Here is a 25,707-nt window from a genome sequence, read left to right on the forward strand (position 1 = left end):
GATGAAGAGGAATCAGGTGGGAATTTTCGTACCAAATCCCCTTCATAGACCCGATGAAGGAAAGTCGAGCTAAGAACACCTAGATAAACTCCGAAATATACTCGTATACTTTCTCCGGACATTCTTCAGGAACCAAATGCCCCGTATTCTTAATGGAAACAAAACTAGAATTTGGCAGGTCTTGATGAAGCCTTTTCCCTACAGAAATTGGAACAACTCGATCTTTTTCACCCCAAATTAAAAAGACTGGATGGTTAATCTTTTTTAATTCTTCAGACGGTAAGTCTCCCTCACGATGGCGAATCATTCGCGTTAAACCCATAAAAATACGGTTATCCAAGAAGGGCTCTGTATAACCATCAATCATTTCTTGGTCAATGAGCTCATGGTTATGCACGACATTACGTAAATTATGTAATACCCCTTGCTTGGCTAGCTTCCTCTTTACAATAAAGTGAAAATAGGGAAGATAGGAAGAATAGATTAAGGACTTTGGCATCCGTTTCATATAGCCTGAGCTGCACAACAAAACTAATTTATCTACTAAATCAGGCGCTTGCTTTGCAATGTATAGGCATATTTGGCCACCCATCGAATGGCCAACTAAATTCACTTTTGAAAAATGAAAAGACCGAATCAAATCGCAAACAACATACGCGATATTGGAATAAGAGTACGTAAATCTAGTTGATTTTTCACTCTTCCCAAAAGGGGGGAGGTCAATCGATAAGATTGTATACTCTTCCTTTAAAAAGGGAATCAGTCTTCGAAAGCTAAATGAGGATGATAAGAAGCCGTGCAACATGACAAGAACTGGCTTCTTTTTACTATGTTGGTATAACTGATAATGAAGATTTACTCCCTTAATTTGTATCGTATCCATTGATGAAAATCCACATCCTACACTATTGATTTATCCCTATTTTTACCAAAGGGGATAGAAAAACTCATAAAATTTCGAATGAATATAAAATAATTCAATATACTATTCATTTATCTGATATAATAAGTGACAAAAATTCATTTCAAATTACTAGGAGTGACCATTATGCAGTTACAGGAAAATGAAATCGAAATACTTGAGATTATTGAAAATAACGGACGACTTCCTGTGGAAACAATTGCAAAATTAGTAGGCAAAAGTGTCGATGAAGTCGATGGCATTATTCAAAAACTAGAAGATCAAAAGATTATTGTGGAGTATAACACAATCGTGGACTGGAAGAAAGTTGAAGGCCATGAAGGTGTAACAGCCATGATTGATGTCAAGGTAACCCCGAAAAAAGGTGTCGGCTTTGATGAAATTGCGAAACGTATCTATCATTTTAAAGAAGTAAAATCTGTTTATTTAATGTCTGGCGCATATGATTTATCGGTTGTAATTGAAGGTAAAACGATGTCAGAAGTTGGTTCTTTTGTGTCTGAGAAGCTTTCAACTCTTGATTCTGTTCTTTCGACAACAACTCATTTTATTTTGAAAAAATATAAGCATGATGGAACTATTTTTGATCAAGGTGAAGATGACAAACGGATTGTGGTGACACCATGACCTCTCAGTACCTTTCTAAAAAAGTTCAAGAATTACAACCTTCCGGAATCCGCCGATTTTTTGATTTAGCGGTAACCATGGAAGGTGTCGTCTCGTTAGGTGTGGGTGAACCTGATTTTGTAACACCTTGGTCAATTAGAGAAGCAAGCATCCAATCTATCGAGTCAGGAATAACATCTTATACAGGAAATGCGGGACTACTAGAACTAAGGCAGGAAATTTCAGCTTATTTACAAAGATCTTTTGGGGTGCAATATGCTCCTGAACATGAGGTTATAGTGACGGTCGGTGGAAGCCAAGCAATTGATTTGGCATTACGTGCAATTGTCGATCCAGGTGATGAAGTAATCATTGTGGAACCAACGTTTGTTGCATACAGCCCAATCGTTTCGCTAGCAGGCGGAGTTCCTATCCCTGTGCATACGAGACCTGAAAATGAATTTAAGCTACAGCCAGAAGAAATAGAAAAAGTAGTAACAGAACGTACAAAGGCCATTATTATTTGTTCTCCAAATAATCCAACAGGTACAATGCTGAGGAAGGAAGAACTTGAAGCCATTGCTAAAATTGTGGAAAAGCACGATTTACTTGTGATTTCAGATGAGATTTATGCTGAACTTTCCTATGAAGGCAAATATACTAGTTTTTCAAGTATCCCTGGGATGTTTGAGCGTACAATCCTTGTTTCCGGATTTTCAAAGGGCTTTGCTATGACTGGATGGCGCTTAGGTTATTCTGCTGCTCCAAGAGAAATTTCGGAAGCTATGTTGAAAATTCATCAATATACAATGATGTGTGCTTCGACGATGGCTCAGTACGGAGCAATCGAGGCTCTAAGAAATGGACTTTCAGATGTAGAATATATGAGAAAAAGCTATCGTCAGCGTAGAAACTTTTTCGTATCCTCATTACAGGAAATTGGACTATCTTGTCATATACCAGGCGGCGCTTTCTATGCATTTCCGTCTATTAAAGAAACGGGATTATCATCTGAGGAATTTGCGCATCGTTTACTGATGGAGGAAAGAGTAGCAGTTGTTCCTGGTAATGTATTCGGTGAAAGTGGTGAAGGGTTTATTCGCTGCTCGTATGCATCCTCACTAGAGCAACTCCAAGAAGCAGTCAAACGTATGGGCCGATTCTTGAAAAACAACAATCTTGTCTAAAAAATTGTATAAAAAAATGGACAAAACCAATTTTGGTTTTGTCCTACATACAAAAGGGGAATACTAGAAAGCCTTTAAAAGTAGTATCTCCAGTAATCACCTATTTTAAACACCGCACAGATCCCGCTATTATCAAAATGATAAATATTACCTCCTTCATAATTTCATCTCGAAATGGTAACTCTAAAAGAGAAAAGGTTCTTTTTTTGAATAAATGGCTATTCTGTGTTATAATTGTTTATTGCGTATATAAAGGTATGTAAACTAAAGTTTTAGGAGTTGGGTAGCATGACAGAAAAATTCGAAGTAGGAAGTGTTGTTAAGGGTAAAATTACAGGGATTCAACCTTATGGAGCATTTGTTGCTTTAGACGAAAATACACAAGGTTTAGTTCATATTTCAGAAGTAACTCATGGTTTTGTTAAAGATATTAACGAACATGTTAAAGTTGGCGATGAAGTAAATGTAAAGATTTTATCTATTGATGAAGGCGCAGGAAAAATCGGTCTATCAATTCGTGCAACTGAAGAAGCACCAGAAAAGCCGGTACAAAGAACTGCTAAGCCTAAAAAACGTCCAGCACAAGCACAGCCAGCAAATGCTGAAAGCCCTCAAGGTTTCAACACTTTAAAGGATAAGCTTGAAGAATGGATTGAACAATCGAATTTTAACTAAGAACCAGAAAAAGAGGCATTCATTGAATAGCCTCTTTTTTTACATATATTAATAAAAATAGAAAGATAATGTAAAGAGCAAACTACTTTACAACATGTTGTAACATTGCCATAATTTTTTACAGGAGGCGATCATTTTGGAAAACTTTACATATTACAACCCAACTAAGCTTATTTTTGGTAAAGGGCAGGTACAAGAACTTAAAACTGAAATACCCCAATACGGAAAAAAAGTATTGCTTATATATGGTGGCGGTAGCATCAAAAGAAATGGTTTGTACGACCAAGTCATTCACCAATTAAATGAAATAGGGGCAGAGGTACACGAGTTTTCTGGAGTAGAACCCAATCCCCGTCTGTCTACTGTCAAAAAAGGAATCAAAATTTGCCGTAAGGAAGGCATTGAGTTTTTGCTCGCTGTTGGTGGTGGAAGTGTTATTGACTGTACAAAAGCAATTGCCGTTGGCGTAAAATACGATGGTGATGTATGGGATTTCATGTCTCGAAAAGCAGTGGCTACTGACGCTCTTCCTTTAGGAACTGTTTTGACTATAGCAGCGACAGGCTCAGAAATGAATTCAGGCTCGGTCATTACAAATTGGGAAACGAATGAAAAATATGGATGGGGAAGTCCTGCTGTGTTTCCTAAATTTTCAATTCTAGATCCAGTTTATACATATTCCCTTCCAAAGAATCAAACAGTGTATGGAATGGTGGATATGATGTCACATGTGTTTGAACATTATTTCCATCATGAACCGAACACGTTAACCCAAGATAGATGGTGTGAGTCTATACTAAGGACGGTCATCGAAACGGCACCGAAACTAATTAATGACTTAGAAAACTATGATTACAGAGCGACCATTATGCTTAATGGAACTCTTGCCTTAAATAAAATGTTAAACATGGGATATAACGGGGACTGGGCTACACATAATATTGAACATGCCGTATCTGCTGTATATGATATTCCTCATGGTGGTGGACTTGCGATTCTATTCCCGAATTGGATGAAGCATGTTTTGGATGAAAATGTAGACCGTTTCAAGCAATTGGCTGTGCGTGTCTTTGATGTCGATCCTGAAGGAAAAACAGATCGTGAAGTAGCACTTGAAGGAATCGATAAGCTAAGAGAATTTTGGAACAGCATCGGTGCACCATCAAGATTGGCAGATTACGACATTGGAGAAGAAAACCTTGAACTAATGGCCGAAAAAACAGTTGTTTTCGGTGAATTTGGCCGCTTTAAAGTACTAGGCAAACAAGATTCGCTTGAAATACTAAAAGCATCCCTATAATTGATATTTATAAACTGCCAAAAAGGCTCATACTACCTGTGTGAGTTCTTTTTTTTACTTTTTTAAAATGGCTACGCTTACAGTAAGACGACGGTCTTGATTTAACAGAAAAGTTTGGTTACAGTGAAAAGAGGCATTGAAAATTAAAGGGTGGAGGTATTGAAAATGACACATGTTCGTTTTGATTATTCAAAAGCATTAACTTTTTTTGGAGAACATGAAATTACATATCTACGTGATGCGGTTAAGGTCGCACACCATTCTATACATGAAAAAACAGGCGCAGGTAGTGATTTCTTAGGATGGGTAGACCTTCCTTCTGAATATGACAAAGAAGAATTTTCTCGCATTCAAAAAAGCGCTGAAAAAATCAAATCAGATTCTGACATTTTACTTGTGATTGGTATCGGTGGTTCTTATCTTGGTGCAAAAGCAGCTATTGATTGGTTAAACCACTCCTTCTATAATTCCTTATCAAAGGAACAACGTAAAACACCACAAATCGTATTTGTAGGGAACAACATCAGTTCTACATATATGAAGGACCTTATGGATTTACTAGAAGGTAAAGATTATTCAATTAACGTCATTTCTAAATCTGGAACAACAACTGAACCAGCACTAGCATTCCGTATCTTCCGTAAAATGTTAATTGAAAAATACGGAAAAGAAGAAGCTCGTGGCCGTATCTTTGCAACAACTGACAAAGCACGTGGCGCATTAAAAACTTTAGCAACTGAAGAAGGCTATGAATCCTTCGTCATTCCTGATGATGTTGGTGGTCGTTACTCCGTTTTAACAGCTGTTGGGCTACTTCCAATTGCCGTTAGTGGTGCAAATATTGAAGAAATGATGAAGGGTGCACAAGCGGCAAGTGTTGATTTCTCTAAATCAGAGCTTGAAGAAAACGCTGCTTACCAATATGCGGCTGTTCGAAATGCACTATACAACAAAGGCAAAACAATTGAAATGCTAATCAACTATGAACCAGGACTTCAATATTTCTCCGAATGGTGGAAGCAATTATTTGGCGAAAGTGAAGGGAAAGACCAAAAAGGAATTTATCCATCGTCTGCAAACTTCTCAACAGACCTTCACTCACTTGGACAATATGTTCAAGAAGGGCGACGTGATTTATTTGAAACAGTTATTAATATCGAAAAATCCCGTCATGAATTAATTGTTGAAGCAGAAGATAATGATTTAGATGGATTAAATTATTTAGCTGGAAAATCGGTTGATTTTGTTAATAAAAAAGCATTCGAAGGTACAATGCTTGCTCATACAGATGGAGGCGTACCAAATCTAATTGTCCATGTACCAGAAATGGACGAGTATTCATTTGGATACCTTGTGTACTTCTTTGAGAAAGCATGTGCAATGAGTGGATACCTATTAGGTGTAAATCCATTCGACCAACCAGGTGTAGAAGCATACAAAGTAAATATGTTTGCTCTACTAGGTAAGCCTGGCTTCGAAGAGAAGAAGGCCGAACTAGAAAAACGCTTATAAGCTGATCATAGTAAAAGGGATTCCCGAATGGAGAATCCCTTTTAACTTTTTATGATTAGAATGTGATCATTTTTTCGTATTTCAAGTGAAAGTGGAGGATTAATTGTTATTTCTTCGCCTCGTTTAATTCCAATTAAAATTTTTCCTTCTTTTAATAAAGTTTCACTCGCTTTTTGAAAAGTTAATCCCACCAAATCAAAGGTCGTTTCCAAAAACTGAAGTTTTACACCTTTTAAATCAACCAACATGGACAGCAAAGCATCTGACACTCCATGTGAAAAAAGACTATTGACCATAACCAAACTAGAAATCCGGTTCGTTTGGATGATTTCATCTGCACCTCCACGCTTTGCATTTTGAATCTGATGAGTAGTTAGTATTTCTACAATTGTATAAGCGGTTGGATTCAACCCTTTTATCGCAAGTAATGTCAAGATGGTGAGCATATCAGCATGTACTTCATCCTTGCCTTGGTCGGCGGTAACTAAGACCATTTCTGCATCTTGTATATTTGCTTGCTTTAGGGTCTCATCACGAGTCGGATCCCCTTTTATAAAATGAAAATGATTGCCAGGCATCGGGTTTTTTTCTAAGGAATCATCAATTAACAGAATTTCAGTTGATGATCCTGGAGTTTTAAGAAATGAAATGGTTTCCCTTACACGTTCATTCCAACCAATGATAATAATGTGTTTTTTTCCGTGGAATCCAGACGTGCCTTCAAGGTATGCATTTTGGGTAACGAAGGTTGAAGTTGAAATCGCAGCGAAATAGCGGGTTACAATTCCAACACCGATAAAGATCAGAAACATCCCCACAATTCTTCCAACAAATGAAGTTGGAGCATAATCACCGTATCCTACTGTCGCGGCGGTGACAATCGACCACCAAACCCCGTCGAAAACGGTTGGAAAGTTTTCCGGCTCAATTAAGTGAATAATGGCACCAAAGATGATGATGACTAATAAAACAATTCCAATAAGCTTGGCAATCAAAAAGCGCTTAAAAAAGGAAGCTAAGATACTTGTTAACAAACACTCCACTCCTTTTTTCTTCTATTTTTTTTCATCTTTTGGTAGAAAGGCAAAGATCTCTTTTATGATTGTATTAATCCTACGAGTAATCTCTTCGTCTCCAAAGGTTTCCTTCGCTTTTTCGATGGCTTCAATAACCTCTTGATCAAATTCAATCAGAGGCTTATCTTCTTCTGCCTCATTGTATAACTGAATGACAACATCTAAGCCTTCATTTAACCTATCAATCGAATCACTAAGTGTCTTCTTCTCATTTTCATTAAGCTTCATACGTTTACTCCTCTTCCTTGATCCTTTCCTATATAGTGTGTTCAAAAGCTTGCTATTTTTGCATAAATTTCCTAGAAATTCGGAAACTATTGGAGGGAAGAAAATATGAATTGGGAGTGAGTAGAATGGATATTCGTAGAGCAAAGCAAATCTTATCTTCATCAAATGAAGTAACCGTTCATTATCAAGGCACTTCAGTATGGATTGACAGCTGTGATGAGCAGGGGAATATGTGCACCGTGCACCTAAGAGGTAGGGAGCATGAAAAAAATAGTGTCCCAGTAGCTGAATTGGAAGAAATGTAAGTACAAAAGTATTAAAGCGGGTTGATTTTAGTCGGGTGTAGGGTGGCATTTTGACTGGAAAGAGAAAATTATGGTTTTCTCTGTCTGAATCATCCCAGCATTCCGACTTGATTTAGAGGTATCTGGGTGCTAAGAGTCCGAATCAACCACACAATTGGACTCACTGGAGATTTTTCTGGTTGAGTCTGTCAGAATCAACCCGTAATTCTGACACAAAGTAGAAGTAAGTGGTTGAGTCTGTCAGAATAACCCTTGAATTCAGACTCACCGTAGAGTTTTCTAGTTCACTGAGTCCGAATGAGTTTTGCATTCTGACACAAGGGAGAAGCTTCAGGTTGTGTCAGTCAGAATAACCCTTGAATTCGTACTCACCGTAGAGTTTTTTGGTTCACTGAGTCCGAATGAGCCTAGCATTCTGACACAAAGGAGAAGTTACTGATGGTGTCTGTCAGAAAAACCCTTGAATTCAGACACACCGTAGAAGTTTCAAGCCACTGAGTCCATCATCAAGTGGACTCACCGAGAACTACCATGTTCCTTACTAAAATGGAATGACAAAACAAAAGCTCCCATTTTACGCAAAGGGGAGCTTTTTCAATCCCAAAATCCACTAATGAATTTTGCGAATATATCCGAGCTAAAATAAAAAAATGAGCATAGAAAAAAAGCAATCACAAGTCCAGTTAAAATCCAGCTAAGTGTCTCCTTCTTCACAAAATCACCTCTTTTTTATACTATTTGCATATTGGAATCTTTCATGCAAACCAAAAAACCTCTAGGACACCCTAGAGGTTTTTTGTATATATAAATGATAGGGGAAATGAAGGAAAAAGTGCCTCTAATTATGAGAGAGTAATTAGAGGCAAGAGAGAAATGAAAACTTCATTGAATTAGACGACCTGTTTTGTAAAAGGTTACAAACTCTATAAAAATTTTTTAAAGGATACTCATTCTTTTTCTCTTCCTAGCATACATATAGGACAAGCGAAAAAAAGAGGGGGATTTGATATGTCTTATCCAGGATCAAAGGGTTGGTACGTGAAACAATTAAAAGAAAAAGGGATTTACCATCATCCAGTTGAGCGAAAAAAACTAGAAACGTATAAAACATATATCCTACGAAAACTGTATTTTGAGCTAGTTGCAGATAAAGAAGCAGATAAATAATTGTCAAAAGCGGTCCTCGAGGCTGCTTTTTTTTATGTAAACATTTATTCTCCAAATCTACTCACTTTTAAAATATAATAAGAGTTGAGTAGGAGGGGGAACAGTGGAAACAGTCGAAATCGATTTATCACAACGATTTGAGATAGCCTTCAATCGTGTCCATAAAGCATTAAGTAAAATGGTCAAGAATGTGAATGGAGATATATTTAGTCAATTGGTTGCGCATGGTGCAAAAAGGCATGCTATTATCCGTTCCTATAAGGATGAACTCTTTCAATTTGCTAAGCTCCGCAACGCGATTGTCCATGAAAAGTTACGTGCTGATTTTTATATAGCTGAGCCACATCAAGAAGTGGTTGAGCGGATTGAGGAAATTGCAGCACTCTTGGAGAAACCAGTAACGGCATTATCGATTTCAAGTCGCCCTGTTATTTATTTTAATTTTCATTCCTCTATTAAAGATGTGATTCTTGCCACCCATAACAATTCGTATACGAAGTTTCCGATTTACAAAGATGGTATTTGCATTGGAATTTTAACGTCTGGGGCTATTATGAAATGGATGGCCAAACATTTATTAAATGATAGTATTGACTTATCAAATATCCGAGTTGGGAAAATCATCCCCTACGAAACAAAGCATCTAATCGAATTTGTTGATCAAAATTGTGATATATTTGTCGTTGAAGAAAAGTTTGAGAAACGCCATGCGCACGGTAAAAAACTAGAAGCGGTCATCATAACCGAAACTGGACAAATCGACGAAAAGCCATTAGGGATCATCACATCATGGGACCTAATTGAAATTGATTAAAACGCGAACTAAACAGGCAATGAGATCAGTGCCTTTTAATTATTAAACGGAATATAGGAACGTCGCTTCCACCCTAGCAGTAATCGTCAACTCCCCAGCCTGTATCGGTGTAGCAGCTTCACTTTTTGCAAACATTGCCGTTTGAAACGGAACAGGTGGGCTTTGCTGTGATAACTCCTTAATTTGAAGGGGAACTTCTTGAAGTGCAACTCCTAATTTTTTGGCGATTGTCCTTGCTTTATCTTGTGCGTCTTGAACGGCATTCTGAAGTGCTCTTTCATAATATACGTGAGGATTGCGCACTGTAAAAGTAATATTCGTCACCGTATTGGCTCCGTTCTGAACGGCTGTATCCACAACCGTACCAACAGATTGGATGTCTACATCTGATATTTGTAACATATGAGTGACCCGGTAGCCCCTTAAGGTCTGTTTCGAGTTTTCATAGTCATAAATGATGTCGATTCGAAAATCTACAGTTTTAATATGTTCATTTGGTATCCCTAGTCCTAATAAAGAATCTATGACCTTTTTTGTAAGTTGGTTATTTTCATTCTGTGCTTCTGTAACTGTGCTACTTTCTGTAATGACTCCTAGTGTGATGGTTGCAATATTAGGCGCAGTTGTAACAATTCCCTCACCATTTACTTGCATTCTATGTGTATTGGTACTATTGTTCCTTTTAGGTTGAGAACGCATCATCCAAGGTTCATAATAATACATCGTAGAGCTCCTTCCCAAAATAATCTTTTTTGGTATTGTATTACTTCGGGAACATTTAGGTGTGCATACAAAAAAATAAAGCCCACGAATTTCGTGAGCTAGCCAGCCATTCTTTTTCGATACATTGGTCCAAAAATGACGTGTAAACATATATCCCCTGTAAAGTGAGCAATCATGGCTATTTCGATTCCAAACTTCCAATATAAATACCCAAACAACATTCCAGGTATGGCATTAAGTACAACCGTACGGATAATAACGATTTTGGATTTGCCGAAAAGTCCAAAAGCAGCTGGCAAATGCCCAACTCCGAATAAAAGGGCAGCAACGATGATACCAATCCAATATGAAAGATCTCCAAGCCCTAAAAGGCTAAATACATAAACCACTGCTGTCATTAAGAATAAGCGGGTTAAAACTTCCTCTGAGATTCCACCATAAAATGAAGCCAAAAACGATTGAAATCTAGAAGGTTCATCCATTTGAACATTAGGTATCTTTTTCATGAAAAGAATATCCAAACCGATGATGATAATGGCTGCAACAAATCCAATCACAATACTCAGAAGAATGGTCCCTGAGATGTCGTAGGGAACAGTGCTTCCATCTAACCAGGAATCAATTAACCACCAATGTAAGTCAACTTTTGGAGCAAGCCATGTTCCAATAAATGCGGATACTCCTAATAACACAACACTTTGAATGATACTGATTAAAACAAGTACGGGAGTAGGAGGAATCTTTTTAGTGGGATTCTTTATTGCGTCCTCCTCAATTTTGCCTTTTAACATTTTAAACTGATAGGGCATAACGACGATTGCCCCAATTGATGCAGCTATCCAAAATATAAAAAACTCTGTCATCATGAACACCCTCATTAATTTTCGTTATCATTTATTTTCCGTAGATAATACGAATGAAGTGATGAGAAAGTTCATTTTTATTTTTCAAGTACAACAAAAAAAGGTACCCTTTAAGGCACCTTACTCATACTTGATCTTCTTTAACATTATTCATAATGGATACAATATTTTTTACCCAATGATTATTAAGACCAGTGGCGTCATTCGCTGCTTGATTTGGAGCGTAGATTGTCTGGATTTCTCCAATTGTTTCATTTCCGTTCTCGACATAGTATTTCTTTAAATAGATCGCTTTAAAATGGATACTATCTTCAATAGAACGAAATTTTTGCCATTCTGTTCCACCTTCGACTAATTCCTGGCAACCAGGGTTTGGATAATCTTCACCAAAAATATCAGCGTAAATATCGGGCATACATGTAATACCGCCAATATTGTTCCAAGGTGAGGTTGAAATTTCAGAATCACCCCAACCTGTTTCCTGAGCAGCTAATGCTGCTAAAAATATAGGATCAATATCGTGCTCTTCACCCGACTTTACAAAGTTTGGTCCTAAACCTTTTAAATTTCCCTTTAAATGCTTGTCCAATTCTGAAGCAGTAATGGTATTTTCCTGTTCTACATTATAATTTTTTGAAGCCATTTGCACAGGCTTGCTTTGCGGTTTTTGATTATTTATTATTTTTTCTTTCTTTAATTCTTTTACTGGATTGATTGCTGGCGTATCTTTCTTTTCAAGTGTTTCAGCATTTGAATGTTGCATGGTAGCGAAAATACTTGTTCCTATAATGATTACAACACCAATTATATAAATGAGGGCTGGTTTTTTAAGTAAAAGGTTTGAGATTTTCATACTATCCTACCTCCTTCATAAGACCTTTCTCCTACTCATGGAAACTATCCTAACATAATAAAATGACAGTTATGTTACAAAGATGTTATAACAATCTTATAAAACGATGACAGACCTAGAGAGGTGTTTGCAAATATACTGTTAGTCTAGTATAATCTGAAACTGTATGTTCGTTGTCAGAAACGTAAACATTTCCCATTTTTATCAATAAAATGGAAGTAAATTGCTTTTAAGGCAAAAAATATACAATGAAAGGTGTTTGTTATGTATTTTCAAAGTTTGCTAATGAAAGAGGATCTGAATAAGAACCCGTCAGAGGTCAAACAGGATTTAGAGGATTTACAGTTTCAGCTTTTTCGCATGCAAGATAACATCAAAGAAATCTCCAAAAAGCATCAAATCATCGGTATTGACCAATCAAAGGAAGAAAAATGGGTAATTGTATCGGCCTTTGATGACGGCAATCGTTGCCAAATTATGGTGAATGATTGTGACACAGCCTATAGAGGTAACTGGGATTTTTCACTTCAGGCACAATACAAAGATGAAGATAATGCGATTCATATTGGTGATATCAAAGGACCTGCGAACCAGGGCTATGGTTCGATTTGCATGAATCATTTAAAGGAAATTGCGCGCGAACAAAACATCCCTGTTATTACAGGCGATATCGCCAAAAGAGACTGGGATCACGTTGATCGTCTTGTCTATTTTTATGAAAAACACGATTTCGAAGTTGAAATCGATCCTACAACAAAATCGGGTGAAATTATTTGGAAAGATTAATTAAAAAGAAAGAGACCTGCTTACCACTTATCTTACGGTAAAGCAGGTCTTTTATTATGCGAAGAAAATGTCCAAACAGATTGAAGACTTTGACGTATGATACATTAACTTTGAAAAAGGAATGAGAACAATGTTATATAAAAGAATAATTTACAGAGTCACTCCGAACATGGCTTCTCAATGTGTGCAATTCTTAAATGACAACTTTATCCCGATTCAAATTAAAAATGGTGCAAAACTAATTGGACAGTGGCAAGATGAATCCAATAAGGAAATCATGGCCGTTTGGGAATATCCAAATATGGACGAGTATATAAAAATTGAAAAAAGAGTTTATAAAGAGAAAGAGAAAATAGAGGAACTAAAAAAGTATTGCTTAGACTGTAAGGAGGACTTCTTATCTTCAACAGGTACGTATGAGTCCCCTAAACACACAGTCAGTGTAAGTGGATTTATCACAAATGAAAATCATGAGGTATTACTGGTAAAGACCTTTTGGCGCTCTGATACATGGGAGCTTCCTGGTGGGGGAGTGGATGAAGGAGAAACGTTAGACAAGGCCCTTTGTCGGGAAATCTTTGAGGAAACAGGAGTTTATGTGCGATTACATGGTGTAACGGGTGTATATTCGAACGGAAGTGTCGTTTCAATTGTTTTTCGAGGGGAATATAGAGGAGGTAATTTAACGACATCTAACGAAACAAAAGAAGTAGCTTTTGTAAAAATAAATGAACTAAATTTTGCTGATTATATAAAAAGGCCAAAGTTTACACCACGTGTTCTTGATGCGATAAGAGGAGATTATGTGCCATATGAAGCATTTAAAGTGAGACCATATGAATTATTAGCAAGATTTGAAGGAGAATAGTTACTTTTTAACTTTCATAAATAATGGTACCATTATAATAAAATCTGGTTTAGTCGTAGGAGCTCACATCATGAAATTAATGAACAAAGGTTTAATACTTGGAATTGCAGCAATCATTCAGGGCTTTGCCATGGCAACCTTTTTATTTCCACATTATATTCCAACTGGAGGAGCTGCTAGTGTCGCAGTACTGGTCAATTTTTTAGCGGGTACTCCTTTTGATATTACGCTTTGGGTACTAAATGCGGGTCTTTTATTTGCTGCGATTAAGTGGCTTGGAAAAGAGGCCGCGATTTGGACGCTGTACTGTGTCACAGTTACAGCACTCACCATTCGTGTAATCAGTCCATTGGTAACAAATCCAATCTCAAATGTAATCGTTGATTTGACTGTAGGTTCGATGATCTTTGGTGTTGGAATTGGGATATTATTTCGTATGGGTGCCTCGTCAGGTGGAATGGATATTTTAGCTTTAATCATTTCAAAACTTAAAGGATTTTCACCAGGAAAAGCACTGTTTGCCATTAATGGTACGATTTTGCTTGCGACAGGAATCATCGTGGATTGGAAAATCATCATTTATGCGCTCGTTAGTCAATTTATAAGCACACGGATTATCGATCTCTTATATAAGGTCCAATTACCAAAACGGCAAATTCAGAAACATAATACAAGTACGTTTTAACAAAAAAGCGAGAATCCTAAAATGAGGTTCTCGCTTTTTTGATGTTAAGCTACAGGTGCTTTGTTATTTAGTTCATAGCAATCCAGACACTCTTTACTTCTGAATAGTTATTTAATGCATAGGATCCCATTTCACGGCCGATTCCGGATTGCTTGTAACCACCAAATGGAGAAGCTGCATCAAATGCATTATAGCAGTTCACCCATACTGTACCAGCTCGTAAGTTGTTTGCAATATAATGTGCTTTTCCAACATCTTGAGTCCACACACCAGCTGCAAGACCATACTCAGAATTATTTGCACGTGCAATTAATTCATCAAGGTCCTCATATGGCATTGCTGAAATAACAGGACCAAAGATTTCTTCTTTCGCGATTGTCATTTCGTCTTTTACATTCGCAAAAATAGTTGGAGATACGAAATAGCCTTCTTCAAATGGTTTCTGACCACCTACTACTAGTTCTGCACCTTCGTTAATTCCTTTTTCAATATATCCTAAAACGCGATTTTGTTGTTCGATTGAAACAAGCGGTCCAATTTCTGTATCAGAATGCAAACCTGCACCTTGTTTAATCTTTTCAGCATGGCTTGCCATGTCTGCCACAACATTATCAAATTGTTTCTTTTGAATGAAAACACGTGAGCCAGCACAACATACCTGACCTTGGTTAAACATAACCCCATTTAATGCACCAGGGATGGCCTTTGAAAGATCAGCATCAGGTAAAATAATATTTGGAGATTTTCCTCCTAATTCTAATGTTACACGTTTTAATGTTTTGGAGGCTCTTTCCATGATGCTTTTTCCTACTTCTGTTGAACCAGTGAACGCAATCTTATCAACCAATGGATGATCAACTAGAGGTTGACCAGCAGTTTCACCAAATCCAGGAACAATATTCACGACCCCAGCTGGGAATCCTGCTTCTTCCATTAGCTCTGCTAAATAAAGAGCAGAAAGAGGAGTTTGTTCAGCTGGCTTTAATACAATCGTACAACCAGTAGCAAGAGCTGCACCAAGTTTCCACATTGCCATTAATAGCGGGAAGTTCCATGGAATGATCTGTCCCACAACACCAACAGCTTCATGACGAGTATAGTTAAAGAATGGTCCATTTACAGGAATAGTTTGTCCTACAATTTTCGTAGACCATCCAGCATAATAACGCATATGTTCAATTGCTAGAGGAATATCTGCATTTGATGTTTCACGAATCGGTTTTCCATTATCCAATGTTTCCAACTGTGCTAGCTCATCTTTATGTAGCTCCATCAAATCTGCCAGTTTATACATGATACGGCTTCTTTCGGCTGCCGTCATTTTTTGCCAAGGGCCTTCATCAAAAGCTTTTCGGGCAGCTTTTACAGCACGGTCAATATCTTCTGGTCCAGCTTCACTTACAGTTGCTAAAACTTCTCCGGTAGCTGGATTATAGGATTCGAACGTTTTACCAGAAGCACTCTTAACAAATTCTCCATTGATGTAAAGCTTTTTAGTCCCTCTTAAAAATGACTCAACCTTCTCTCGTAATGCAAAAATTAATTGGCTCATTTTCTTCCTCCTTTTTAATATGAAACTAGCAATACAGGCATACAGGCATTGCTAAAAACACCTTCAATACTAATGTTAACATTTATAAACTAGTAATCAACCAATTTTTGGTAAAAAATTCCGACAATTCAAGACGGGTTTTTTCGACAAAAAAAGAATGATTGATAATCAATCATTCTACCAAGAAGACGTTATTAAGGAACAATTGTTACCGGGCATGGAGCATCATGTAATACTTTATAGCTTACACTGCCAAGCACGGTTCGTTTGATAGCCCCAAGTCCCCTATATCCCATGATAATTTGTGTTGCTTTTAAATCTCTTGCTTCCTCACATATTTCAATTGATGGATCTCCAACTCTTAATTTTGTCTCGACAGGAATAGTGACACTTTTTATTTCAGCTAATGCACGTTCAAACGCATTTTTACTTTCTTCAGTTTGATACTCTCTAATTTGTTCTTTTCCAACAAAACGTTTTACATTTGGAGTATTATAACTTGGCTGGACATTAAGTAATATGATTTCTGAATTTTTTTCATCTGCTAGTTGTAACGCGAATTGTAATGCTTTAATAGAATGAGTGGAACCATCAACAGGAACAAGTAGTCTGTTCATAAAGGAACCCCCTTTCAATTTGGTGAGATTGAACTTTCTAAGGGCAACATGCAAATAGAAATAAAAATCAACCCCTACTTCTATTATAATGTTATTCTTGTAGTAGCAGATGTAGTTAACAAAATTGTTGAAATAATAACGAATTTACAAAAGTTATTCCATTTGATATTTGAATTCTTTATTTAAATCATTTACTATAAAATTTAAAAAATGGTAGTTCAGAAGTAGGGATTGAACATGAATGAACGAAAACAATATGTCTTAGAAAAGGCTCATCAACTCTTTATGGAAAAAGGGTTTCAAGCCACGTCAATCCAAGATATCCTTGATTCTAGTGGGATTTCAAAGGGGACCTTTTATAACTATTTTTCTTCAAAAAGCGAACTGTTTATGGCCGTTTTTAACTCAATCCAAATCAAAAACGAGGAAGAACGGAATAAATTATTAATAGGTGAAAACCTTGCGAATATTGATATCTTTAGTAAACAATTAGGTCTCTTTTTTCAGTTAAATAAGCAAAACAAACTTTATGCTCTTATTGAAGAGGCCCTTGTATCGAATGATCCGGATTTAAAGCAGTTTGTAAAACAATTTCAGTTATTGCAACTCAGATGGCTTTATTATCGTTTTATCGACTTATTTGGTGAAGAGAAACGTGAGTATTTATTGGATTGTGCGATTCTTTTTTCCGGAATGCTACAACAATCGTTTCAATATCACTTCTTTACGTACGGTCCGAAAGTTGATCATGAAGCCATCATGCAATATTGTGTCGATCGCTTACTAACTTTAGTTGAAGATGTAGATAATGCAAATAGTAAGCTATTGAATCCGGAGTTACTAAAAACATGGTTGCCTGAAAAGAATGAAGGAAAAAAGAATGTTCAAACTGAATTTTTTGAAAAAACAAATGACCTGAAAAAGGCGATTATGAAGATTCGTCAAAATGAACCGGAAAAAGTAAAGTACCAGCAATTAGTTGACTTCATTCAGGAAGAATCTATGAATAATAAACTCCCACGTCTCTTTCTCATCGAGAGCTCACTACTATCTTTAGTGATGAGCAAGGAGCTTCAACAAACAGAAGAGCTTTCTCAGTTTGCTCACTTTGTGAGAGAGCATATATTAAACAAAGAACAGACCCAATCAAACTGATCGGGTCTGTTGTGCTTTTATCAATAAGAAAAGCCACTCAATGTGGACCAAAGAGTGACTTTAATGATGGAGTTGATGGGAATCGAACCCACGACCCTTTGCCTGCCAGGCAAATGCTCTCCCCCTGAGCTACAACCCCGTATGAATTTAGCAAAATTATATCATGTGGCTTCTTAATAGACAATATATTAATACGTTATTTTTGCATAAGGATGTCCCAAATTTCATATATTCTACTAAAAAAGATGTAAAAGAATCCTTTAATTTCGATATAAATAACCTGAAAAAAATGGTAAAATTGATTAAACCTAAAATGGTGGTGGACTTGTGATTTATTTATATGTAATAGCTTCTTATTTTATAGGAACGATAATGACCGGATATGTCGTCATGAGGTTTATGAAAGGCGAGGATATTCGCAAACTCGGAAGTGGGAATGTTGGGGCTCGGAATGCTGGTAGATTGCTAGGAAAGAAGGGATTTTTGCTAACAGCCATTGGTGATGTTTTAAAAGGGATGGTTGTAGTTCTAGGTGCAAAATACTTGAATTTCTCATTTGAAATGCAAATTCTCTCATTAATCGCAGTCGTCATCGGACATATTTGGCCAATTACTCTCAAATTTAAAGGCGGAAAAGGAATTGCGACCGCAGCAGGTGGATTAGTTGTATTGGCTTATCAACCGTTTCTAGTATTCGGTGGGATCTTCCTTCTTTTATTATTGACTTTGAGAAGCTTTACATTAGCTGGAATGTCTGCTTTTCTTACCGTCCCAGTCATTTATTGGTTCATGGACTATTCGATCCGTGAATGTATTCTTATTTTTATTGTAATCGCCCTATTACTAGTGGCACATCGTGACAACCTAAAGGAAAAATTAGTGAATAAAAACATATAAGCGGAGTGATTCCAACGTGACTTTTGTCTATAAAATAGCACGGACAAAACAAGAATTTAATCAAATCCATCGTTTAAACTACAAAACATTTGTTGAAGAAATTCCACAGCATGAAAAAAATGAAGAAAAAATGTTAATTGATAAATTCCATGATGAAAATACATATTTAATTTGCGTAAAGGATTCTAAATTAGTAGGTATGATTGCTGTAAGAGCCAATAGACCGTTTTCACTTGATCATAAGCTTCCAAATCTTGATGAACAGCTGCCAGTTAAACCAAATAGTCCGTGCGAAATTCGTTTGCTTGCTGTTGAGGAAGAATATCGGAATAATGGGAGGATCTTTTTCGGCCTTGCCCAGCTTATGTCTAATTATTGCTTGAAAGAAGGCTATGATGTCGCCTTAATCTCAGGAACAACAAGACAAGAAAAATTATATCGGCAATTAGGATTCAAACCATTTGCATCTCTAACTGGGACCGAAGTTGCGTCATTTTGGCCGATGTATTTAACCAAACAAACGTTCGATGAATCTTTGGCCGGCAGAATATTAAAAGAACCTGTTAGCTTTTTACCTGGTCCAATTAAAATAAGCGAGGATGTAAAAGCAGCACTTGGTGAGGAGCCGATTTCCCATCGTTCGAATGAATTTTCATTTCAAATGAAGTCTGTAAGAGAGAAACTATGTAAAATGACAAACTCAAAACATGTGGAAATTTTGGTGGGCTCTGGTACTTTAGCAAATGATGTTATTGCGGCCCAGCTATCTGTACTAGGAGGTAAAGGCCTAATCATTAGCAATGGAGAGTTTGGATCAAGATTAATTGATCATGCTAATCGAGCTGGTTTAGCTTTTACAAGATTAGAAAAAACATGGGGAAATCCTATTACAGAAGCGGATATAAAGAGTGAACTCGAAAATAGTGAGTATACATGGCTTTGGGGTGTCCATAGTGAAACTTCTACAGGTATGCTCATAAACTATGAAAATTTAAAAGAAATCTGCCTGAAGAACAATGTCAAGCTTTGTCTGGATTGTATTAGTACAATTGGAGCAGTTAAACTAGATTTCCAGAATATATACTTGGCATCAGGGGTGAGCGGGAAAGCAATTGGTGGCTATACTGGACTCTCATTTGTCTTCCACAATCATGAAGTTGAGCCAAATCAGTCAATTCCAAGATATTTGGATCTCGGAATGTATGCCTATAATCAAAGTATTCCATATTCCCATTCCTCGAACTTGCTAGAGGCTTTAAAACAAGCTCTTAAAAAATATGAAATAGGTGAGTATTATTCTGAAATAAAAACAAGATACAAGTTGATTCGTGAATATCTTGAAGGTCTTGGCCTACAGATTTTAACACCACAAGAATCTTCATCACCTGCAATCATGACGGTATTACTACCAAGCTATATTTCTTCAAAGGACTTTGGAGATGATATGGCACTGCAGGGATATTATCTTCACTATGAAAGCAGCTATTTACAAGAAAAGAAATGGATTCAAATTTCGTGTCTGAGCAACCACGATGAAAAGAAAATAGTAAGAATGCTACGAGTGTTTGAGATATTATTAAATCAATATGCAAAATTAGGAGAACCCTCGATATAGTTTATAGTTCGATTCTTTTTAATAAATATTATTTTTAGCAAAAAAAATAGCATTCCTTTTGATACGGTAATAAGCATAGCTGTTTTAGTTAATATACTTTTTAATAACAGACACAAAATATTAAATAATTAGCACCCTTATTCGCAAATTGACAATAGTTACTGTCGTAGTGCGAATAAGGGTGCTGTTATTTTTAAAATCAAATCTTAAGGAACGTTATAGTAGTTTTTGAAATTGATTTACCTTTTTATGGAACTTGCGAATGTTTTTATGCTGGCAATCTATATAAAAGCATACGCATTCCTTATTTACGTATGCTTTTATTGCTTTTTTTATTAAAAAGGATACACAACTGGGTACTATTTACATTTAGTATCTCTTTTGAAGTCATATTTCCCTTTTTATGGAATTTGCAAATGTTTTTAACCTGTAAACCTTTATAAAGCACACGCAATCCTTTTCTGTGTTTACATTTTTTGCTCTTTTGCTAAAAAACAATACTGCACTGCATTTTCGAGGAAGTGATCATATCTACTTTTGCCGCAGGAAATGGTGGTAGTTAGTCGATGTTCTCTTTAAAGTTGCTTCCGCTTTTCTTTTATGTAACATTTCTTTCCAAGTTTCGTCTAAGTGGAAAAGGGGTGAAATGGATGAAGAAAAGATGGTTCATTTATCTTGCTTCAGTTATTATAATCACGGCTATGACTATATTTTTTACCACTTCAAAACCAACCGTTGTCAGCCAAATGGATACTGAAATCCAACCTGTTACAAAAGAAAAACTCCAAGAGATATTTCGGGAAGCGCTTAAGGAAGAAAAGCGGAATCAAAGGTTTAGTATTTTCGGAAGGGACACCGCTAAACAAGAAATGTCTGTAACGAATGAATCCTCCGCAGCTGATCAAGCCACTGAAGGTGGAGGAGAACATTCCGAAACGAATACACAGGTTCAGGGTGTTGATGAAGCAGACATTGTAAAAACAGATGGAAAACATATCTTTCAAATCATAGATGGAAAGCTCAATATCATTAAAGCAGCACCTGCAAAGGAAATGTCTTTACTAAAATCCATACCATTCTCACACTCATTTTCACCAAGCCAACTATTTTTGTATGAAGACCAGCTCGTGGTAATTGGTTATACATTCCGTGATAGTACACTAAATGTAAATCCAAATCAGCGAAAGATGATATACCCGCCTAGACATTTTGAAGCTACAACCGCCATTGTTTATGACATTAATGATCCTAGTAATCCCGAGGAAATACGTAGGGTAGAAGTAGAAGGCAATCATGTGACATCACGGAGAATAGACAATTACGTATATCTCGTATCTAATCATTATCCAAATTATTGGATTATGGAAGACATGAGGAACGAAGAGGTCGAATTGAGACCGCGATTTTCAGATACTGCACATCAAGATGAAAGCACATTAATCCCGTATGAAGACATTCAATATATACCAGGGTCAAAAGAAACGAACTTCACTTTAATTGCTGCATTTGATTTGAATGAACCTAAAAAAGAAGCTTCGATTACTTCCTATATAGGAAGTGGAAATCAAATGTACATGTCTAAGGAGAACATTTATATTGCGGTTTCGAACTACTATGCCGTACCTTTTATGGAGGGTGAGGCTGATAACTCTCCGAATACAAGCTTATATAAATTCTCAGTGGAAAAGGATAAAGTCGAATTCCATAGTTCGACTGAAGTACCAGGAACGATTTTAAATCAATTTTCAATGGACGAGTACAACGGTACTTTCCGAGTAGCCACAACGAAAGGGGATACTTGGAATACCAACAAACCTTCTGCGAATAATTTGTATATTTATGATGAGAATTTAAAGCAAATTGGTTCCTTAAGTGATTTAGCTCGTGGAGAACGAATTTATTCTGCAAGATTCATGGGGGATCGAATCTATATTGTCACCTTTAAACAAGTCGATCCATTGTTTGTGATTGATGCTAGCAATCCAAAAAATCCAAAGGTACTAGGTGAGTTGAAAATACCTGGCTTTAGTAATTACCTTCATCCGTATGACGAAAACCATCTAATAGGCTTTGGTTATGACACAAAGGTGGTCGCCGATAAAACAAGTACGGGTGAGCCAAGGGTGTATACAGATGGGATCAAAATTTCCTTGTTTGATATTCGAGATGTGAATCATCCAAAGGAGAAATTCACAGAAATCATTGGTGGTAGAGGAACATACTCGCCTTTAAATTATGACCATAAGGCTCTATTGTTTAATAAGGAAAAAGGAATCTTCGCATTCCCTATTACTGTTTTTCAAAATATAGAAGGTAAGCAGTACGAACAACGCTTCGAATTTCAGGGAGCTTTTGTGTACGATATCAATTTAGAAGGAATTGAACTTAAAGCAAAGCTATCCCATGATGTTCCTGGCCCATATGAAACATGGGAGGGTGAGATTCAACGTGTCCTGACAATCGGTGATACTCTATACGCTATTTCGCCGACAAAAATTTCTGCATATAACGTAAAAAACTATGAGCAAATTTCTGCATCTTCGTTGCGTTAAAAAAGGGTAGAATTTCTTCTATCCTTTTTTGGTATTTATCTTATATACTTAATAAGATTATATAAGGAATGAAGGGACATACATGAATCAACCGAAAATAAATCCATACTTTGTATTAGCCATTGGTGCCGTTTCGGTATCTACCTCGGCTATATTTGTGAAATTAGCAAATGCTCCTGCACCCGTTATCGCTTTTTACCGGCTCTTTTTTACAGTTCTCTTGATGCTTCCTGTTTTTTTATGGAAATATAGAAATGAACTGCGGGCCATAAAGAAAAGAGATTGGCTATTTTCTAGCATTTCAGGGGTATTTTTAGCTCTACATTTCATACTTTGGTTCGAATCACTCAACTATACATCCGTAACAAGTTCGACTGTTCTGGTGACCATGCAGCCTGTCTTTGCTTTTATCGGAACCTATTTTTTGTTTAAAGAAAAAATAGGCTTAGGCGCAATCTTAAGTACCTGTTTAGCTCTATGTGGTAGTATCATTATTAGTTGGGGAGATTTCCAAATAAGTGGGAGTGCGTTATATGGTGACTTTTTAGCGATTGTTTCCTGCATAATGGTGACAGCCTATCTGTTATTTGGGCAAACAGTACGAAAACGCCTAACACTTGTCACCTATACATTTGTTGTTTACAGCATCAGTACAATTACTTTATTCTTATACGTAGTGATCCTCAAATATCCATTAGGAGGATACGCGAGTCAAGATTGGATGTACTTCTTACTACTAGCAATTGTACCTACCTTACTCGGTCACAATCTTTTCAATTGGTCATTAAAATGGGTAAGTACCTCAACTATTTCGGTAAGTATCCTATTTGAGCCAGTTGGTGCAGCGATACTAGCATATTTTATCCTTTCAGAAAAAATCATCCATACACAGATTTTCGGAGGAGTCATTATCATACTTGGTATTTGGCTTTACTCCATAGGTGAAAGGAAGAAAAAACAGCGGGTTCGACTATCAGAGCAAAGTGTAGGGTAAAGAAAAGCCATGTCTATTAGCGTAGACATGGCTTCATTTTTAAGTAAATTTTCGAGTCATAATAACGGAGCCGATTCCCATCACTATTAATAAAGCCCCAATTAATAGTAGATTGGAATAAGGACTAGCCGTTGTTGGGAGCTTATTCCCTTGTACCTTTACACTCATTTCTGTAGCCAGAGTTGCTACCGTAAGTAACTTTTCTCCACGTACAAGGATAAAGTCAGAAGCTAGCATATCCTCGGAAACCTTAAGATCCAGCAAGTACTCATCATTTGTCCGGTAAAGCTCAACTAATAGGTCTGCCCCATCAAGTGAACTTTTCTCAAGAAGCTTATTATATGCAACAGCTTCCTTAACACCATCTTTTAATAGAAAGTACCGTGGCTGTAACTCAAAGATTTCAATCATTTTATCATACATCACAAGAAGCTCTTTTTGCTGCTCTGCCGATAATCCCTCTGAACTATTATAGGAGAAATATTGCTCTAAATTAGAACTAAGAGATTTCATATTCTCCTCAAAATTCATATCATTTAGACTTAAAAAGTGAAGAAATAAACCATCAATCTCTTCTTCCGTTAATCCAATTTCTGAGAGCATCCGCTCTGCCTCTACTATCACCTCAGCATGATTTAAATAGAAATCAACCGTAGTTTCGAGGTCCTTAATAAATAAATAATCATGGATTGACTCCCCAAAACCACCAAGGATATGCTGTAACTCATCCTCATTTATATTATGTTTTGATAAAAGAGTCTGGATTGTTTCTTTGTTAACAGGCTCACCTAAATAGGAAACCAATTCATCAACAGTCTCAAAATCCTTTACGGACAAATCGTAAACTTCTAAATAATCCTCAAGATCACTCTCGGTAAAACCGGTTTCTGATGTATAATTCTTTAATTCCTCAGGGGTTACCTCAGCAAACACACCATTAGATAAAAACGAAAACTGGAATAAAAAAATAACCCCAATTAGTAATAACTTCTTCATTCCTCTTCCTCCAAGCCATTATATTCATAGGTCTAGTATTTTCAACTTTTACCAAATAATGCATATGAGAGAAGAATAGGCATAAAAAAAACTGACATCCAAGCAATAGTAATGTCAGAATGGAACGAAATTAATAAAAGGAACTAGCAAAAAAACTGAAAACGAAGGCCATAATGATAGACGAAACAAAAGTGATAAAAGTGCTGGCCTCGATTCTTCCTTCATTATTGCTTATTCTCAAACCTTCAATATATACGAATGAAAACAAAAATAAGCACATAGCTAATGATAAAAACATTCCTACCGCTTGCAAAAAGTCAAAAATCAAAACCTTTCCTCCTTCCAAAAATCCCATTAATAAAATATATGAGTCACTCTAGTAAATATGAATAAAATAATAGAGGACTTAAATGGATTGATAAATATAATAGAACCAGCTTTATTAATTCCTATAAAAAGTATTTCATCCCAAAACTATTTCTTGTATAATATTCATGGCTTTATCACATGATGAATTAGTAGAGAAAAGAGAAGAGAGTACTTTAAAAAAATCCTTAAAACTTTTTTTGAAAAAGGTATTGAAAAAGGTTAAAAGAGATGATATATTAATTCTTGTCGCCAAAACAAGCGATACTGAAATTGAAAGAGTGATAAAAAAACTTTTAAAAAAAGAAGTTGACACTCGAAATCAAAAATGTTATATTAGAAAAGTCGCTTCAGGGCGATGGACAAAGTTCTTTGAAAACTGAACACAATACA

General features: G+C 36.5%; 26 protein-coding genes and 1 tRNA gene. 17 read left to right on the plus strand and 10 right to left on the minus strand.

All coding sequences use genetic code 11. The features are described from left to right. Positions 1 to 79 precede the first annotated feature (79 nt). Entirely contained in the window at positions 80 to 883 is an 804-nt protein-coding gene (locus tag CKK03_RS06440) for an alpha/beta fold hydrolase (RefSeq protein ID WP_099361765.1), read from the minus strand. A gap of 165 nt (positions 884 to 1,048) precedes the next feature. On the opposite strand from CKK03_RS06440, the gene CKK03_RS06445 reads away from it, so the two are divergent. The 5 genes from CKK03_RS06445 to CKK03_RS06465 all read left to right on the plus strand — a co-directional run bounded on the left by CKK03_RS06445 (position 1,049) and on the right by CKK03_RS06465 (position 6,202). Then, positions 1,049 to 1,549 carry an Lrp/AsnC family transcriptional regulator gene (locus tag CKK03_RS06445; protein WP_099361766.1) on the plus strand — a complete coding sequence of 167 codons (501 nt, stop codon included), beginning with the start codon at positions 1,049 to 1,051 and terminating at the stop codon, positions 1,547 to 1,549. Continuing rightward, positions 1,546 to 2,715, plus strand: coding sequence for an aminotransferase (locus CKK03_RS06450; protein ID WP_099361767.1), 1,170 nt, complete (start codon positions 1,546 to 1,548; stop codon positions 2,713 to 2,715). Before CKK03_RS06445 ends, CKK03_RS06450 begins: the two co-directional genes overlap by 4 nt. A gap of 288 nt (positions 2,716 to 3,003) precedes the next feature. Continuing rightward, positions 3,004 to 3,390 (plus strand): S1 domain-containing post-transcriptional regulator GSP13, encoded by a 387-nt coding sequence (yugI, locus tag CKK03_RS06455; RefSeq protein ID WP_099361768.1) that lies wholly within the window; start codon positions 3,004 to 3,006, stop codon positions 3,388 to 3,390. Between the two features lie 136 nt (positions 3,391 to 3,526). After that, on the plus strand, positions 3,527 to 4,690 hold the full coding sequence (locus CKK03_RS06460) for an iron-containing alcohol dehydrogenase (RefSeq protein ID WP_099361769.1): 1,164 nt from the start codon (positions 3,527 to 3,529) through the stop codon (positions 4,688 to 4,690). Positions 4,691 to 4,855: 165 nt separating this feature from the next. Beyond that, positions 4,856 to 6,202, plus strand: coding sequence for a glucose-6-phosphate isomerase (locus CKK03_RS06465; protein ID WP_099361770.1), 1,347 nt, complete (start codon positions 4,856 to 4,858; stop codon positions 6,200 to 6,202). 41 nt (positions 6,203 to 6,243) lie between these two features. On the opposite strand, the gene CKK03_RS06470 is transcribed toward CKK03_RS06465, so the two are convergent. Further along, entirely contained in the window at positions 6,244 to 7,236 is a 993-nt protein-coding gene (locus tag CKK03_RS06470) for a potassium channel family protein (RefSeq protein ID WP_099361771.1), read from the minus strand. A gap of 21 nt (positions 7,237 to 7,257) precedes the next feature. After that, complete coding sequence (locus CKK03_RS06475; RefSeq protein WP_099355585.1) at positions 7,258 to 7,506, minus strand: atypical membrane-integrating protein (Mistic protein); 249 nt, start codon at positions 7,504 to 7,506, stop codon at positions 7,258 to 7,260. A gap of 125 nt (positions 7,507 to 7,631) precedes the next feature. On the opposite strand from CKK03_RS06475, the gene CKK03_RS06480 reads away from it, so the two are divergent. The 3 genes from CKK03_RS06480 to CKK03_RS06490 all read left to right on the plus strand — a co-directional run bounded on the left by CKK03_RS06480 (position 7,632) and on the right by CKK03_RS06490 (position 9,792). Beyond that, entirely contained in the window at positions 7,632 to 7,811 is a 180-nt protein-coding gene (locus CKK03_RS06480) for an H-type small acid-soluble spore protein (RefSeq protein ID WP_099361772.1), read from the plus strand. Positions 7,812 to 8,819: 1,008 nt separating this feature from the next. Then, a complete protein-coding gene (locus CKK03_RS06485) occupies positions 8,820 to 8,978 on the plus strand; it encodes a DUF2639 domain-containing protein (RefSeq protein WP_099355587.1) in 159 nt (52 codons plus the stop codon). A gap of 103 nt (positions 8,979 to 9,081) precedes the next feature. Beyond that, on the plus strand, positions 9,082 to 9,792 hold the full coding sequence (locus CKK03_RS06490) for a CBS domain-containing protein (protein WP_099361773.1): 711 nt from the start codon (positions 9,082 to 9,084) through the stop codon (positions 9,790 to 9,792). Positions 9,793 to 9,834: 42 nt separating this feature from the next. Here the strand turns inward: CKK03_RS06490 and CKK03_RS06495 are convergent, their stop codons facing one another. The 3 genes from CKK03_RS06495 to CKK03_RS06505 form a co-directional block, all read right to left on the minus strand. Next, positions 9,835 to 10,515 (minus strand): SIMPL domain-containing protein, encoded by a 681-nt coding sequence (locus tag CKK03_RS06495; RefSeq protein WP_180271172.1) that lies wholly within the window; start codon positions 10,513 to 10,515, stop codon positions 9,835 to 9,837. A gap of 98 nt (positions 10,516 to 10,613) precedes the next feature. Further along, the gene (locus CKK03_RS06500; protein ID WP_245864019.1) at positions 10,614 to 11,381 is read right to left on the minus strand and encodes a CPBP family intramembrane glutamic endopeptidase; all 768 of its coding nucleotides are present in this window, start codon (positions 11,379 to 11,381) and stop codon (positions 10,614 to 10,616) included. Between the two features lie 121 nt (positions 11,382 to 11,502). Further along, positions 11,503 to 12,231 (minus strand): glucosaminidase domain-containing protein, encoded by a 729-nt coding sequence (locus CKK03_RS06505; protein ID WP_099361775.1) that lies wholly within the window; start codon positions 12,229 to 12,231, stop codon positions 11,503 to 11,505. 264 nt (positions 12,232 to 12,495) lie between these two features. Between CKK03_RS06505 and CKK03_RS06510 the strand changes: the two genes are divergently transcribed. The 3 genes from CKK03_RS06510 (at position 12,496) to CKK03_RS06520 (ending at position 14,570) form a co-directional block, all read left to right on the plus strand. Next, positions 12,496 to 13,017 carry a hypothetical protein gene (locus CKK03_RS06510; RefSeq protein ID WP_180271173.1) on the plus strand — a complete coding sequence of 174 codons (522 nt, stop codon included), beginning with the start codon at positions 12,496 to 12,498 and terminating at the stop codon, positions 13,015 to 13,017. 130 nt (positions 13,018 to 13,147) lie between these two features. Next, positions 13,148 to 13,885, plus strand: a complete 738-nt coding sequence (locus CKK03_RS06515; RefSeq protein ID WP_099361776.1) for an NUDIX hydrolase — start codon at positions 13,148 to 13,150, stop codon at positions 13,883 to 13,885. A gap of 70 nt (positions 13,886 to 13,955) precedes the next feature. Beyond that, on the plus strand, positions 13,956 to 14,570 hold the full coding sequence (locus CKK03_RS06520; protein ID WP_099361777.1) for a YitT family protein: 615 nt from the start codon (positions 13,956 to 13,958) through the stop codon (positions 14,568 to 14,570). Between the two features lie 67 nt (positions 14,571 to 14,637). Here CKK03_RS06520 and CKK03_RS06525 read toward each other — a convergent pair whose 3' ends face one another. Together CKK03_RS06525 and CKK03_RS06530 are read right to left on the minus strand one after the other, a co-directional pair. Then, the gene (locus CKK03_RS06525; protein ID WP_099361778.1) at positions 14,638 to 16,122 is read right to left on the minus strand and encodes an aldehyde dehydrogenase family protein; all 1,485 of its coding nucleotides are present in this window, start codon (positions 16,120 to 16,122) and stop codon (positions 14,638 to 14,640) included. Positions 16,123 to 16,316: 194 nt separating this feature from the next. Then, complete coding sequence (locus CKK03_RS06530) at positions 16,317 to 16,739, minus strand: universal stress protein (protein WP_099361779.1); 423 nt, start codon at positions 16,737 to 16,739, stop codon at positions 16,317 to 16,319. 237 nt (positions 16,740 to 16,976) lie between these two features. Between CKK03_RS06530 and CKK03_RS06535 the strand changes: the two genes are divergently transcribed. Continuing rightward, positions 16,977 to 17,894 (plus strand): TetR/AcrR family transcriptional regulator, encoded by a 918-nt coding sequence (locus tag CKK03_RS06535; protein ID WP_099361780.1) that lies wholly within the window; start codon positions 16,977 to 16,979, stop codon positions 17,892 to 17,894. Between the two features lie 67 nt (positions 17,895 to 17,961). Here CKK03_RS06535 and CKK03_RS06540 read toward each other — a convergent pair. Further along, a tRNA-Ala gene (locus CKK03_RS06540) sits at positions 17,962 to 18,033 on the minus strand. Positions 18,034 to 18,221: 188 nt separating this feature from the next. On the opposite strand from CKK03_RS06540, the gene plsY reads away from it, so the two are divergent. From plsY to CKK03_RS06560, 4 genes are all read left to right on the plus strand, one after another. Continuing rightward, on the plus strand, positions 18,222 to 18,791 hold the full coding sequence (gene plsY / locus CKK03_RS06545) for a glycerol-3-phosphate 1-O-acyltransferase PlsY (RefSeq protein ID WP_099361781.1): 570 nt from the start codon (positions 18,222 to 18,224) through the stop codon (positions 18,789 to 18,791). A gap of 16 nt (positions 18,792 to 18,807) precedes the next feature. After that, the gene (locus tag CKK03_RS06550) at positions 18,808 to 20,406 is read left to right on the plus strand and encodes an aminotransferase class V-fold PLP-dependent enzyme (RefSeq protein ID WP_099361782.1); all 1,599 of its coding nucleotides are present in this window, start codon (positions 18,808 to 18,810) and stop codon (positions 20,404 to 20,406) included. A 650-nt stretch (positions 20,407 to 21,056) separates the two neighbouring features. Next, positions 21,057 to 22,958 (plus strand): beta-propeller domain-containing protein, encoded by a 1,902-nt coding sequence (locus tag CKK03_RS06555; RefSeq protein ID WP_099361834.1) that lies wholly within the window; start codon positions 21,057 to 21,059, stop codon positions 22,956 to 22,958. A gap of 82 nt (positions 22,959 to 23,040) precedes the next feature. Further along, positions 23,041 to 23,952, plus strand: a complete 912-nt coding sequence (locus tag CKK03_RS06560) for a DMT family transporter (protein ID WP_099355598.1) — start codon at positions 23,041 to 23,043, stop codon at positions 23,950 to 23,952. A 39-nt stretch (positions 23,953 to 23,991) separates the two neighbouring features. Here the strand turns inward: CKK03_RS06560 and CKK03_RS06565 are convergent, their stop codons facing one another. After that, positions 23,992 to 24,948: a processed acidic surface protein gene (locus CKK03_RS06565; RefSeq protein WP_245864022.1), complete on the minus strand. Its 957-nt coding sequence runs from the start codon at positions 24,946 to 24,948 to the stop codon at positions 23,992 to 23,994. Between the two features lie 494 nt (positions 24,949 to 25,442). Here CKK03_RS06565 and CKK03_RS06575 point away from each other — a divergent pair, with 494 nt between their 5' ends. Then, positions 25,443 to 25,697 carry a hypothetical protein gene (locus CKK03_RS06575; protein ID WP_099361784.1) on the plus strand — a complete coding sequence of 85 codons (255 nt, stop codon included), beginning with the start codon at positions 25,443 to 25,445 and terminating at the stop codon, positions 25,695 to 25,697. Positions 25,698 to 25,707: the final 10 nt, after the last annotated feature.

The sequence above is a fragment of the Fredinandcohnia onubensis genome, assembly GCF_002734215.1.
GTDB classification, from domain to species: domain Bacteria; phylum Bacillota; class Bacilli; order Bacillales; family Bacillaceae_L; genus Ferdinandcohnia; species Ferdinandcohnia onubensis.